The sequence below is a fragment of the Vibrio celticus genome, from assembly GCF_024347335.1.
Taxonomy (GTDB): Bacteria; Pseudomonadota; Gammaproteobacteria; order Enterobacterales; family Vibrionaceae; genus Vibrio; species Vibrio celticus.
The window spans coordinates 3,125,957-3,139,992 of sequence record NZ_AP025463.1 but is presented as its reverse complement, the minus strand read 5'-3'; the positions used below and the strand labels follow the sequence as shown (position 1 = coordinate 3,139,992).

Sequence of the window (14,036 nt, the reverse complement as noted above, 5' to 3'; positions counted from 1 at the left end):
TGCGGGCTTTTTAATGCGCTTTAGTTAGTGCGGTGACGATTAACTGCTAGCGAGTTCTGATAGGGCGTTTTCAATTGCGATGGCTCTACGCTTCTCTTGTTCTTCTCGAATATCTTTGCCTTGAAAACCATCGGCAATGATCGCTTTGACTTCGACTTGAAGCGCCGCTTGGTAAGCCACTTCAAAACGCGCTTTTTGAGGATAAGGTTGATCTTCTAATCCTTTTCGGCCAGCGTGATCGGCTTGGCAGCAAAGCAGTATATCGTCGAGCCTATCTGGCTTACGCCAAACATCAAACTTGTTGAGAACCTTGAGAAAGGTGGTTGGCTTTAGTTCACCTGCGCGGTGGATATTAGAATGTTGCTCGCACACTAACAGCGCAAGGTCTCTGAACTCATTGGGTACCCTGACTCGTTCACACAGCTTCTTAATGATTTTTAAGCCTGTATGGCAATGCAATTTGTGGCTTGGCCATTCGCTTTCTGGCGTGACGCCTTTACCTAAGTCATGCACTTGAGCTGCAAATCGTACCGGTAGCGATGGGCTTAATAGTGCGGCTTGCTGAGCAACCATCAGAGTGTGAATACCCGTGTCGATTTCAGGGTGCCATTTTTCAGGTTGAGGGACGCCAAATAGAGCGTCAATCTCAGGTAATACGACTGCCAATGCACCACATTCTTTCAATATAGAGAGGAACACTTCAGGGTGCGGCGTACTAAGAGACTTATGCCACTCTTGCCAAACTCGCTCTGCAGTGAGGTGTGCCAGCTCACCAGATTGGACGATCTCACTCATCATATCCATGGTTTCAGGTGCAACCGTGAAGTTAAGATGGTGAAGCTTGGCGGCGAAGCGAGCCACACGCAGTACACGAAGAGGGTCTTCAACAAAAGCGTCTGAAACGTGTCTTAAGATACGATCTGAGAGATCTTTCTGACCATGATAAGGATCGTGAAGTTGGCCTTTATCATCTTGAGCTATAGCGTTGATGGTCAGATCTCGACGCATCAGATCTTCTTCCAAACTCACGTTTGGAGCGAAGTAGCACTCAAAGCCAGTGTAACCGGAACCGGATTTTCTCTCAGTGCGAGCCAGTGCGTGCTCTTCTTTGGTTTTTGGGTGTAAGAATACGGGGAAATCTTTTCCCACAGCAGTAAAGCCAAGGTTTTCCATCTGTTGAGGGGTACTCCCTACCACGACCCAGTCTCTATCATAACTATCAATATTGAGCAGCTTATCGCGCACTGCTCCACCGACTAGATAGCGTTGTAGCCCGTTGTCTTTTGGTAGGCTATCGTAAATTTGCAACTTATCACCTCGAAATGTTTTATCACTGCTGGACTTTACTGCAAGCAATGGTACTTTCCATTAATCGTAATTATAGGGCAGCACATGTATAAGGAATATTTTGGCTTCGTTGAGATGCCATTTTCGATTGTACCAAATTCTCGCTACTTGTTTTTGAGTCAGCGCCATCAAGAAGCGATGCAGAACCTACAAGCCGGTTTAGGCGAGGGTGGGGGCTTTGCGATGCTTACTGGTGAGGTTGGTACAGGGAAAACAACGGTCGCTAAGGCGATGTTGTCTTCATTGGATAGTCATACTCAGGCTGGCCTTATACTTAACCCTACGTTTTCAAATACGGATTTACTTGAAGCTATCTGCGATGAGTTTGAGGTCGAGTACCCAGAACAGGCATCGTTGAAACAGCTCAGTCAGGCTATTCATTATTTTCTACTGGATAGCCATGCCGAAGGCATTCAAACCCTATTGGTGATCGATGAAGCCCAACACCTCGCTGCCGATGTGTTGGAGCAGTTACGCCTTCTAACAAACTTGGAAACCGACAGTCGCAAGCTGTTAAAAGTACTGTTGGTCGGCCAGCCTGAATTACAACAGCACTTACAAACCACGCAGCTACGTCAGCTAGCACAGCGCATTACTGGTCGTTATCACTTACTGCCTCTTAATACCGAAGAAACGGGCAAGTACATCGCGTTTCGTTTGGAGACGGCGGGTGGCGAGCAGATGTTGTTTTCGAACCGCTCTATCAAGCTGATTGCTCAATATACGCATGGTATACCAAGGCTCATTAACTTGGTGTGTGATAAAGCACTGCAGTTGGCTTTTCATGATGGAGAGCAGCTACCGAGCAATGAAACGGTTAACCGAGCATGTCAGCAGGTTATGTCCTTTCAGGCCGATGTGTATCACGTCGAGAAACCTCGAACTTCTCGTGTTGCGCCCAAGTTATTCCAATACGCAGGGATTGCGACGTTAAGCGTTGGTCTTGCAATTGCGACCTTTAACTTCGCTCCAAGCTATATCAATTCATGGCTATCTGCCGAAACTTCAGGTGAAGCGCAGACTGAAGTGTTAGCACACACTCAGCGTTCATTGGTGGCAGATGTTCCTAAGTTTGTTGCCGAGCCAAAACCTGCCAAGTTTGAATTGCCACAACACATTCAACAACATTTGATGCAGGGGACCAATCGTTCTCTTGCTATCAAAGACTTGTATACGCTGTGGGGATATCAATCTTCACTGCGTGATGGCTTGTGTTTAAGTGAGCCACAAAGTGTCTTTGTATGCGAGCAGCAACAGGCCAATTTGGATACATTGTTAGAACTAGGCGTGCCTGTGGTACTTAATCTCGACATAGACCAAAAGCCAGTGTTTGCTGTGCTGTATGGTGTGTCTGAGGATTCTGTCGAGTTACTGGTGAATGAAAAGTTGTTGGTGATGCCGAAGCAATCCTTAGAGCAAATCTGGCAAGGCGATTATGTCGCTATTTGGAAACAGCCGCTGCGAGAGACCCTCAAAGAGGGCTATCAAGGTGAAGCGGTTGCTTTACTTGATCTACTGCTTTCTGAAGTTTTAGGAGAGGTTGTTTCCGGTAGTGATGTATTTGATTATGAGTTAAAAATGAAAATCGAAGCATTTCAAACGTGGCAGGGTATGTCTGTTGATGGCATTGCAGGTAAGCGCACCTTGGCAAGGTTGCAGAGATTAGCTCAACTCGATTCGCCTAAGCTGATGTCACTAGAAGGGGACGAAAGTTAATGTCACGTATTATGCACGAACTTAAACAGTCGTCTCACAAGCCGTCTTCTATTAATCAGCACTCTCTTAGCAAACTAAACTTCAAAGGCTACCAGAATCATCATGTTCCTAATTCTGCAAAAGGGATGAGCAACAAGCGAGGTTCATCGTTAGCGATGGGGCTACTCTTAATCTTGGTTCCTTCTTTGTTGGTAGGTGGCGTTCTGGCTTATCAATCGTATAGCCAACAACAAGAACCCGTGAACAAAGCTGCCAATGTCGCTCTGCCAGAATTAAAAACTGAATCAGACGTTGAGCCTGAAATTGCGGATGCTGATATAGCAAGCATGGATGCCGTGTTCAGCGTTCGTCCAGCACCGGCGATCCAACCGTTGAAAGCGCTGCCAAGGCAAGAGATGTATGCACAGATTGATTCTGGCGCTAATCGTGCAAACACCGCTGGTGGCTCAGCTGTGATCTTAGCGAATGCTGATAACAACACTCAAATGACAGCCAGCTCTGAGCCATCACCTGTTCAACCAACCGTTCAGTCAAGCGCGAGCGATGAAACGACTGATCGGCAATCAAGCACTGATCAGCAAGCAAATAGTGACTTACAATCGGACAGTGATCTGCTGCAAGGGCTAGACCTCAGTGAGTTGCCTCCTGATTTGGCATTGAAGCTTGAATCCATTATGGGTGAGCAACAAAGCGCTCCTGAGCCAATGGATTCTAGACCCGCAGGGCAAAGAGGCTCTCAGGTTATTGAGTTGGAAACGCACACCAATAGCTTATCAGGAGTCCTTCCTAAGTTAGACCTACAAACCCATATGTACTCGAGTAGCGAGACCAAGCGTTGGGTAAAAGTGAACGGTCAAGAAGTGGCGCAAGGAGATTGGATTGGACAAGACATTCAACTACTGGAGATTAAGCCACAATCGGTGATCATAGAGTTCAATCAACAGAAGATAGAAATCCCGGCTCTGTACGAGTGGAAAGGTTAGCGAGTTCTATACGTATTTAGATAACAGACAAATAAAAAGGAGCACCTCGGTGCTCCTTTTTGATATTCGATACTGAATTTACTGTACCTGATACAAGCGTTAAGTCTACGCCCAACCGTTTGGTGATTTTCTGCGACGAGGCATGATGTGTGGCAGAACAAGGCCTAGAAGTAGACCAATACCCGCAACACCACCACCGTACATGAAGTACTTCAATAGCAGGTCGTCTTTCTGAGTGTCTAGCTTAGCGCGCAGTTCACGGTTCTCTGTTTGAGAACTCGTTAGCTGTTGGCTAATTTCACTGTAGTTCTGTTCTAGTTCAGCAATCTGCTTGTTACGAGAATCTAGAGAGCTTGCTAGGCCAGCTTTTTCGCTGTCAGCACTCTGACGAGCATTCGCTAGCTTGCCTTTAACTTCCGTCAGCTCTTTCTCTAGCTTAGGCATACGCAGTGCCATGCTTTCTTGAGTGCTTACAAACTTGCTTTCAACCCAACCTTTACGGCCACGGTTGTCTTGAATTTGGGTGTAACCCGTACTCTTGTTAGTTTGTAGGAATGTAATCTTTTCACCAGCATCAACACTACCGATGATACGGAATGTGTTGTTTGGGCCAGAATGCATATAAGTAAATAGTTTGTCAGCAATATAACGGTCTTGTGCAAAGGCAGCTGGAGCCGCAAGCATTGCGAACAAAACTAAGCTAATCAGTTTTTTCACAGTAAATCCCTTAACGATTCAAATTGGGTAGGCGTATGAGTCAGCCTCAATCAGCAAATAATATTTAGTTTCTTTATGCGGTGCAACAAAGAAGGGAGGCAAAGCCTCCCTTTCTGTGCGTTTGAGTCAATAATGACATGGCATTTACATATCGCTACTGAAGCTCACACTGTTCTGACGCTAGTATTCACTAACGCAGTCGCGATTACATAGTAAACGCAGCTTGAATTCCGTAGAAGAACACAACAGCAAGTAGAGCACCAGCTGGCAATGTCACAATCCAAGAAGCCACGATATTACGTACAACGCCTAAGTTTAGTGCTGCGATACCACGTGCAAAACCAACACCTAATACTGCACCAACGAGTGTTTGTGTAGTAGAGATTGGAAGGCCAGTACCTGAAGCTAGTACAACCGTACATGCCGTTGCAAGTTGTGCAGCAAAGCCACGGCTTGGTGTTAGTTCTGTAATACCAGTACCAACGGTTGCCATTACTTTATGACCCATTGTTGCAAGACCAACAACGATACCGAAACCACCTAGAGGAAGAATCCACCATGCGATAGTACTCTTACCTGTGATTTCACCCATGTGCTCAACGGTTGATACAACAGCAGACAGTGGACCAATCGCGTTCGCAACGTCGTTTGAACCGTGTGCAAATGCCATTGCACAAGCTGTGATAACCATGAGTACAGAGAAGATGCCTTCAACACCGGCAAAGCCGTGGTCTTCTTCGCGGTTCGCGAATTTCTTCTGGATATATAGGTAACCGCCGACCATAACAAGCGCAGAAACGGCAGCAGCCCAAACCCATGCTTCAGTGTTGCTTAGGTGAAGACCAACGTGCTTAAGACCTTTCTTGATGGTTACAAGTGCAATCACCATCGTTGTGATGAACATGTATACCGGTACAAAGCGTTTCGCGTTGAATAGCGGGTTCTCTGTATCAAAAATCAGTCGTTGAGCACTTACAAATATCACGTAAGCGAAGAAGCCGGAAATAACGGGTGTGATAATCCAACTGCCCACAATACCTTGAACACTGTTCCAGTCTACAGCTTCAGTACCTACAGAAATACACGCAAAACCGATGATTGCACCGATGATTGAGTGAGTCGTAGAAACAGGCCAGCCCATGTAAGAAGCGAGAAGTAGCCATGTACCAGCAGCAAGAAGTGCTGACATCATGCCGTACACAAGTACATCAGGTTGATGAGCGAATAGAGACGTTTCGATAACACCTTTACGGATCGTGTCTGTTACTTCGCCGCCCGCAAGGTAAGCACCTGCGAATTCAAAGATCATTGCGATAATGATCGCTTGTTTAACGGTTAGAGCTTTAGAGCCTACTGAGGTGCCCATTGCGTTCGCAACGTCATTTGCACCAATACCAATAGCCATCAAGAAACCGAAAGCTGCTGCAACAATAATCAGGACAGTGCCGTAGTTAGCAAGGATATCCATCGTAATACCTAGTTGTTTGATAACAAGCGGAACAAATTTAGACGCAAAAAACCGCTCAGCGAGAGAAATACTCAGCGCATAAGTGGTTTGTTCAAAAAATGCTCTTCGTTATATGGTTAACGTATGATTTAAGATCGAGAAAGCATTACTTCAAGACGAGCGCCTACACGCTGTGCTTGATCTGCAATACCACCAACCCATTCAAGAATTTTGTATAAGAACATGATATCAACTGGATTCAGATCGCCTTCAATTGCCATTAGTTGTTGGCGTAGTTCGATCTGCATCGCATCCGTGTCATCTTCAATTACATCTAATTGATGAATCATTTCGGCAACGAGTGTTACTTCACGGCCTTTAAAGCCAGTTTCAAGTAATTCGTCTAATTCATTGATTACGTTTTGTGCTTGGTTCGCTGCATCTAGACAACGTTTAACGTAAGCGATGAAGTTTTCTTGCATTGGAGCAGGAATGACAAGTTGACGACCATATACACGGCCAGCAATGTCTTTCGCTAGGTTTGCGAGTTTGTCTTGTTGCGTTAATAGCTCCAACATATCGGTGCGATCAACTGGCATAAACAAACCACGAGGAAGTTTAAGGCGAATTTCACGTTTTAGTACGTCAGCTTCTTTCTCAAGGTGAGAAATTTGAGCTCGAATTTCTGATGCTTTTTCCCAGTCACCTTTTGAAGAAACTTCAAAGAAATTAACTAGGTGAGAACAACATTCGTTCACGCATACTACGTGACGCTGCAAAGGTTTAATTGGGGACTTTGCAAATAACCCCATAATTGTATTTACTGGCATGGTCATCCAACCTAATAAATAATAACCTTAAAACAACATACACCATATTCATGGTGAAATGTTAAGCGATGGCTACAAAGTCGCGCATGTTAACCTAATCAATCTCTCATTAAAACTGTTTTAGATCATCATAAGGGCGATATTTCTGACTTGCCGACTTTTCAAATTGGCAATATCCTGTCCCTATCTTCACAGAAAGGTATAACTATGGAAACCGAGATAGAACTGAAGTTTTTTGTTTCTCCTGAATTTTCAGAGACTTTACGCAATAAAATTGCTGAAACTAAAGTACTTCAGCACAGTTGTCGTGAGCTAGGTAACATCTACTTTGACACCGCTGACAACTGGCTACGTAAGCACGATACAGGCTTACGCATTCGACGCTTTGATGACGTATTTGTACAAACCGTAAAGACTGCTGGTCGTGTGGTTGCTGGCCTGCACCAAAGGCCTGAATACAATGCAGAGCACTACAGCAACGAACCTAAGCTAGCCTTGCACCCAGAGGATATCTGGCCAGCAGGTAAAGACATCGAAACGCTGCAAGCTGAGCTGACTCCTCTGTTCTCTACTAACTTCACGCGTGAGCAGTGGTTGATTGGTATGCCTGATGGTAGCCAAGTCGAGGTCGCATTCGATCAAGGCTTTGTTGAATCAGGCGACCTGCAAGAACCGATTTGCGAAGTTGAATTGGAACTTAAATCCGGTCAGACGGATGCACTATTTACATTGTCTCGCCAATTCTGCGAACAAGGTGGTATGCGTTTGGGTAACCTAAGCAAAGCAGCTAAGGGTTACCGCCTTGCCCAAGGTTATCAAGGAGATGAAGTCACTCCTTTGACCTTAGTTGATACTGACAAAAGTGATACCGTTGAATCGTGTTTCATTCAATCTTTAGAGCATGCTCTCGCTCATTGGCACTATCACGAGCAGATCTTCACCGAGCGCCAATCGATTGAAGCGCTGCATGAGATCAGTCACTCGCTGAGTTTTATTCGTCAAACCTTCACTATCTACGGTGGCATTGTCCCAAGACGCGCGAGTGCTATTTTACGTCAAGAGTTGAAATGGCTTGAGCAAGAGCTCGACTGGCTGAAAAGCTATGATCACTTCGAAGACTTGCTGGAAGATAAAGGACACGTACTACGTAAACTCGATGCGCGTAAGTTCTTAGTCGCTGAGCTTAAAGAGATGCAAGAGCAACTGCCAGATCGTGAAGATCTGCTTACCTTGCTGAGCTCTGCTCGTTACACCGGTTTATTGTTGGATCTGAGCCGTTGGATCTTGTCTCGTGGCTGGCAGCCTTTCTTAGATGAGAAAGCGCGTGAGCAAATGGGTCGTGGTATTGAATGGTTTTCCGTGCAGCAACTCGATCGCACATGGGCAGACTTGATGGAAGCTTTCCCACCAGAGCGAGTGATGACTAGCCAAGCGTATATTGAGCAGCAATACCGTTTGATGCGAAACCTATATTCTGGTGTTGGTTTCGCGAGTTTGTATGATGACGCTGAGCGAAACAGTTTCCGTTTACCTTGGGCCGATATGGTGCAAGGCATTGATGACTTGCTGGCACTTAAAACATTAGAGCCTTTGACTGAGAAGTTGGAAGGCGATGAGAGGGTTCAGCTAGAGCGTTGGCTGGCTCGTCAAGAAGTGTCCATTCTGCATGCGATGGAACAGACACGCCAAATCAGTGTTGAGGTTGAGCCATACTGGCAAGACTAGATTCAATATCTATATCAATATAAGTATGAATTTGAAAATAGGGCTCCGGCCCTATTTTTTTGTTTGTTGCTCAAGCTTTTCGAGTCGTTCTAAGATCTTCTGTTGTTGCTCGATGATCTTCTCAAGGTGCTTCTCTTTGTTTTCCGCTCGTTGATTCTCATGATGAGTTGGAGAGGTGATCAAAGAAGTAATCAAGCCTGAAATCATACCAAACACACCCACTCCGCAAATGATCACCAGAGAGGCGACTAATTTTCCGGAACTCGTGACTGGATAATGATCGCCATATCCCACCGTACTGATGGTCACAAATGCCCACCATAAAGCATCTTGGCCAGTGGTGATGTTGGCACCGGGATCTTTGTGTTCTAACAGCAATATTGTTCCGGCCCCTATGGTTAGGAGAATGACCAGCAGCAATATAATTGAGGCGAGGGTGGTTTCTTTGCGATTACGAAAGAGCTCTCTGAAAACACGTTTACCCGAGCGAAGCACAAGAATGACACGCAGGATCTGAAAAATGCGAGCGAAACGAAGTGGCTCGATCATTGGGATGCTTGCTAAGAAATCGATCCAGTGTACTTTTAGATATTCTTTTTTGTTTTGTGATCTGAATAGATCAATAGTGAGCTGAAAAAGAAAAACACTACAGATTATAAAATCGAGGCCGATAAGGACTTGTTTCGATTCTTTATCGATCGGTACGAACAATAAGCCTGAGATCACAAATAACGCTAAGAAAGAGAGAATCAGTGACAATAAGCTCATCGGCTTGGTGGCGTCTTTGGTATTATTCAACATTCATACGAGGCTCAAAATAAATCGCGAACTTTGACTGACATAGCCACCTCGCGGATATAGAAGCCATCAATATATAAGAATTAATGGAGAACTGACAATGACTAAACTGTCATTCAAGCCGTGGGAAAGGGTAATCTCTGACGTTCGTCTCGTTCCAAAAATGGTCATGTTGATGATATTCAGCACTATCTTGATCATTTCGAAGCAGCTATGGGACGCAAGTACGTTTTACGATTCATTGCTTGCTGTAACCAATAACGCGCAAGTCGCACAGCAGCATTACGAGACTTACCTTGTTCAAGTGGCTTGGCAAACAGCCTTAATGATCATTGTGTTTGTGGTTCTTCTATTAGCAGCGGCGCGCGTTATGCTGCGTCAGACTCAATACCTTAATGACGCCATTAAAACCATGGCCGACAAGAACTTATCAGTGCCGATTCAAATGGACTGTAAAGATGAATACGGCGATGTGGCACGCGAACTTGAAAAAACTCGCGTTCAACTGAACGATATGATCAAAACTCAGGTGGCCTCTTCTGATGAGCTATTTGCTCTGACGGAAGTGATGACCATCAGCATGTCTGAAACCAAAGATTCAGCTCAAGAAGAGTTCAACGAAATCGATCAGCTGGCAACAGCAATGAGTGAGATGACCTCGACGGTACAAACTGTCGCTGAGCATGCTCAAAGCGCTTCGTCATTGACTGAACAAGCATCAGGCCAAGCTCTGACTGGTCAGAAGTTCGTTCAAGGGTCAGTGTCTAAGATGAGTGAGCTATCCTCAGATATCGCAGCATCTGCAGCAGCAGTAAACCAAGTAGAAGAACGCGTTGACTCAATTGGCAGCGTGGTTGGTACTATCCAAGGCATTTCAGAACAAACAAACCTATTAGCATTGAACGCTGCGATTGAAGCGGCACGTGCCGGCGAAGCGGGTCGTGGTTTTGCGGTTGTTGCCGATGAGGTTCGTAACCTTGCGCAGCGCACTCAGCAAGCGACGGTAGAGATTCAAGACATGATCAGCCACCTACAAAGCAGCGCTAACTCTGCGGTAGAGCTGATGGAGAAAAGTGTTGTTGAAGCGGCAGAAGGTGTTGATCTGGTGACTAACGCGGGAAGTGAGCTTGATGGCATCGTAAGTCAAGTCAATCAAATCAATGATATGAACTTCCAAATCGCGACTGCAGCAGGTCAACAGAGCAGTGTTGCTGAAGAGATGAGTGTCAACCTGACTAATGTACGCGAGCTTGTTGAAGCTTCAGTTGTGGTGGTTGGTGAGCTGCTAGAGACCTCTCAGCTAATGGAAAGCAACGCCCAAGAACTCGACGGTAAGATTAAGCAGTTTAAGGTTTAGTCCAAAGCACCTAATCTTTATCCGTAAAGACTTATTCCCAGACACTTTTTCTCGGTTGTAAGCTCTACCAGATAAGTTAATCGATAAAACGCCCACATTGCTAATGTGGGCGTTTTTTATTGGCGTAACTTTGGTATAACTTATCTTTAGTTATGAAAACTCGTTATTGAAGAACTGAATCGATAAACCGATTGTTCGGCGCGCAGCTTATACAAGGAAGAAACATGCCATTGCCTTCTCAACTCATCACTCACTCCCAATCCGCTTTTGAGCAATTATTAGAGCATCAAAGTGAAGCCATCAATATTTGGTCTGAGCCGCTGACTGAAGATCTTAAACGTGTACTCGGTTTAAGCTGTTTTATTGGTGATTGCCTGCAGCGTGATACGGCTTTATGTACTGACTTACCCGATATGTTGGTAAGTGAAGAGCGTGCTGAAGGGTACCGAAAGCGACTGGCTGAATTACTTTCTGGTTGCATTGATGAAATGAGCGGTCAGCGCTTACTGCGTCAATTCCGTAATCGAGAAATGACCTACATTGCTTGGCGTGATTTTATGGGTTCGTGGGAGCTAGAGCAGAGCCTAAATCATCTATCGATGTTGGCTGAGGCGATGATCTTCGAGATCTATCAATGGCAGTACGATATTTGTTGTAAAGAGTGGGGTACACCTTGTAATGAGCAAGGTGAAGCACAACCGATGCTCATCATTGGTATGGGTAAGCTAGGGGGCGGTGAGCTCAATTTCTCTTCTGATATCGATCTGATCTTTACCTACCCTGAAAATGGCGAAACCCAAGGCGCAAGACGCAGCATTGCCAATGCGCAGTTCTTTACCCGTCTAGGGCAACGTATTATCAAGGCGCTTGATCAGCAAACCTTCGATGGATTCTGTTATCGAGTCGACATGCGCCTACGCCCGTTTGGTGAGAGTGGTCCACTTGTGATGAGCTATGCTGCACTTGAAGACTATTACCAAGAGCAAGGGCGTGATTGGGAACGCTACGCTATGGTTAAAGCGCGCGTGATGGGCAGCGAGATGTATCCTGAGTATCAAGAGCTTCGCCAAATGCTACGTCCGTTTGTATTCCGCCGTTATATTGATTTTAGTGCGATTCAATCTCTGCGCCGAATGAAATCGATGATCAGCAGTGAAGTGCGTCGTCGTGGTCTCTCGAACAACATCAAGCTTGGCTCTGGTGGTATTCGTGAGGTTGAGTTTATCGCGCAAGTATTCCAATTGATTCGTGGTGGACGTGAGCCTAGCTTACGCGGTCGAGGGTTACTGGAAACCCTAACGGCTATCGAGTCATTGCACTTGCTTGAATCAGAAGAGGTAGGGCACCTACGTGAGGCTTATCTGTTTTTGCGTCGCCTTGAGAACCTGTTACAAGCAATGGCTGATAAGCAAACTCAAACCTTACCTGACGGCGAATTCGAACAACTGCAGCTTGCGGTTGCCATGCAATTTTCCGATTGGGATAGCTTGATTGCGGCAACTCGTGCTCATATGGCCAATGTACATACGGTATTTGAAGACTTGATTGGGGTCGATGAAGAAGATGCGAACCCAATCGCGAGTCATTTTAGTGAGCTGTGGGATATGGCCCATAAACCAGACGTGATTGAACATGTACTGGAGCATGATATTGCGGTCGCTAGCCCACCAGAAGCGGCAAAAACCATCATCCAATTTAAAGCTGATCTAGCTAAGAAGACCCTTGGCCCACGTGGGCGTGAAGTCCTCAATCGACTGATGCCAAAAGTCTTTCAAGCACTGTACACAGCTAAGGATGCCGAGTTTGGTTTGTCGCGAGTACTGCATCTACTGCATAAAATCGTTACGCGTACCACTTACCTTGAGCTGCTAGATGAACACCCTGCAGCGTTGACTCAGTTAGTTCGTTTATGTACGGCAAGCCCGATGATTTCGGAGCAGTTGGGTCGTTATCCAATTCTGTTAGATGAACTTATCGACCCTCAGCAACTCTACAATCCAGTGCCTTTAGAGTCTTACAAGACCGAGCTGCGTGATTACCTTGCCCGTATCCCTGAAGATGATATGGAGCAACAGATGGAAGGCCTGCGTCAGTTTAAGCAGACCTGTATCTTGAGAATTGCAGCCGCGGATATTGCGGGTGCTCTACCTGTCATGAAGGTCAGTGATCATTTGACCTATTTAGCCGAAGCGATAGTTGAAGCTGGGGTCAATCAAGCTTGGTTACAAGTATCGGCCAAGTTTGGTGAACCGACCCATGTCAAAGATCGCGAAGGTCGCGGTTTTGCGGTTGTTGGTTATGGCAAAGTCGGTGGTTGGGAGCTTGGTTATAACTCCGATCTCGATATCGTGTTCATGCACGACTGCCCGGTACACATCTATACTGACGGTAAGAAAGAGATTGATGGACGCCAATTCTACTTAAGATTGGCGCAGCGTATTATTCATATTTTCTCGACCAGAACCGCTTCTGGCATTTTGTACGAAGTCGATACTCGCCTACGCCCTTCTGGTGCATCTGGCCTGTTAGTGAGTCCAACCGATGCCTTTGACGAGTATCAGCATAATGACGCGTGGACATGGGAGCACCAAGCCTTGACTCGCGCTCGTATGATTTATGGTGATGAGTTATTGGCTTCGGCATTTAACAAAACGCGCCATGAGGTTTTGTGCTTGGCGCGTGATGAGGCAACACTCAAAAAGTCCGTTGTGGATATGCGTGAAAAAATGCGCGGCCATTTAGGCGGTAAAAAAGCTGATCGATTCATGCTCAAACAAGATGCGGGTGGTATTACTGATATTGAGTTTTTGGCGCAATATTTAGTGCTTCGATACAGCAATGAGAAGCCAAAGCTTACTCGTTGGTGTGACAATGTACGAATCTTCGAAAGCCTGTTGTCACAAGGGATTATGGACGACCAGCAAGGTATGGCATTGACCAATGCGTATACCACATTAAGGGATGAAATCCACCACCGTAATCTACTTAATCTTGATGCGGATGTGGCGATTGAAAAGTTTGAAATGGAAAGAGAACATGTTGTTCAAGCATGGAAGCAGTGGATGGAAGTATAACCCAGTCACACAGTGGTGACGGATGTATCTATCTTGATAGGC

10 protein-coding genes are annotated in these 14,036 nt (G+C 45.7%); 5 read left to right on the top strand and 5 right to left on the bottom strand.

The window, feature by feature from the left end:
• Positions 1–39: 39 nt before the first annotated feature.
• Positions 40–1,356: a multifunctional CCA addition/repair protein gene (locus tag OCV19_RS14050; RefSeq protein ID WP_065676132.1), complete on the bottom strand. Its 1,317-nt coding sequence runs from the start codon at positions 1,354–1,356 to the stop codon at positions 40–42.
• A 36-nt stretch (positions 1,357–1,392) separates the two neighbouring features.
• Here OCV19_RS14050 and OCV19_RS14045 point away from each other — a divergent pair, with 36 nt between their 5' ends.
• Together OCV19_RS14045 and OCV19_RS14040 are read left to right on the top strand one after the other, a co-directional pair.
• Positions 1,393–3,063: an ExeA family protein gene (locus OCV19_RS14045; RefSeq protein WP_206377638.1), complete on the top strand. Its 1,671-nt coding sequence runs from the start codon at positions 1,393–1,395 to the stop codon at positions 3,061–3,063.
• Positions 3,063–4,046, top strand: a complete 984-nt coding sequence (locus tag OCV19_RS14040; protein ID WP_065676130.1) for a general secretion pathway protein GspB — start codon at positions 3,063–3,065, stop codon at positions 4,044–4,046. Before OCV19_RS14045 ends, OCV19_RS14040 begins: the two co-directional genes overlap by 1 nt.
• A gap of 105 nt (positions 4,047–4,151) precedes the next feature.
• Here OCV19_RS14040 and OCV19_RS14035 read toward each other — a convergent pair whose 3' ends face one another.
• The 3 genes from OCV19_RS14035 to OCV19_RS14025 form a co-directional block, all read right to left on the bottom strand.
• Positions 4,152–4,763, bottom strand: a complete 612-nt coding sequence (locus OCV19_RS14035) for a TIGR04211 family SH3 domain-containing protein (RefSeq protein WP_017062917.1) — start codon at positions 4,761–4,763, stop codon at positions 4,152–4,154.
• 205 nt (positions 4,764–4,968) lie between these two features.
• Positions 4,969–6,231 carry an inorganic phosphate transporter gene (locus tag OCV19_RS14030; RefSeq protein WP_048609672.1) on the bottom strand — a complete coding sequence of 421 codons (1,263 nt, stop codon included), beginning with the start codon at positions 6,229–6,231 and terminating at the stop codon, positions 4,969–4,971.
• Positions 6,232–6,359: 128 nt separating this feature from the next.
• On the bottom strand, positions 6,360–7,040 hold the full coding sequence (locus OCV19_RS14025) for a TIGR00153 family protein (protein ID WP_010434644.1): 681 nt from the start codon (positions 7,038–7,040) through the stop codon (positions 6,360–6,362).
• Between the two features lie 207 nt (positions 7,041–7,247).
• Here OCV19_RS14025 and OCV19_RS14020 point away from each other — a divergent pair, with 207 nt between their 5' ends.
• The gene (locus tag OCV19_RS14020) at positions 7,248–8,765 is read left to right on the top strand and encodes a CYTH and CHAD domain-containing protein (RefSeq protein ID WP_065676129.1); all 1,518 of its coding nucleotides are present in this window, start codon (positions 7,248–7,250) and stop codon (positions 8,763–8,765) included.
• Positions 8,766–8,816: 51 nt separating this feature from the next.
• On the opposite strand, the gene OCV19_RS14015 is transcribed toward OCV19_RS14020, so the two are convergent.
• On the bottom strand, positions 8,817–9,566 hold the full coding sequence (locus OCV19_RS14015) for a potassium channel family protein (protein WP_050643150.1): 750 nt from the start codon (positions 9,564–9,566) through the stop codon (positions 8,817–8,819).
• Between the two features lie 97 nt (positions 9,567–9,663).
• On the opposite strand from OCV19_RS14015, the gene OCV19_RS14010 reads away from it, so the two are divergent.
• Positions 9,664–10,920 carry a methyl-accepting chemotaxis protein gene (locus tag OCV19_RS14010; RefSeq protein ID WP_019826853.1) on the top strand — a complete coding sequence of 419 codons (1,257 nt, stop codon included), beginning with the start codon at positions 9,664–9,666 and terminating at the stop codon, positions 10,918–10,920.
• A gap of 224 nt (positions 10,921–11,144) precedes the next feature.
• The gene (glnE, locus tag OCV19_RS14005; RefSeq protein WP_065676128.1) at positions 11,145–13,994 is read left to right on the top strand and encodes a bifunctional [glutamate--ammonia ligase]-adenylyl-L-tyrosine phosphorylase/[glutamate--ammonia-ligase] adenylyltransferase; all 2,850 of its coding nucleotides are present in this window, start codon (positions 11,145–11,147) and stop codon (positions 13,992–13,994) included.
• The last annotated feature ends 42 nt before the right edge of the window (positions 13,995–14,036 follow it).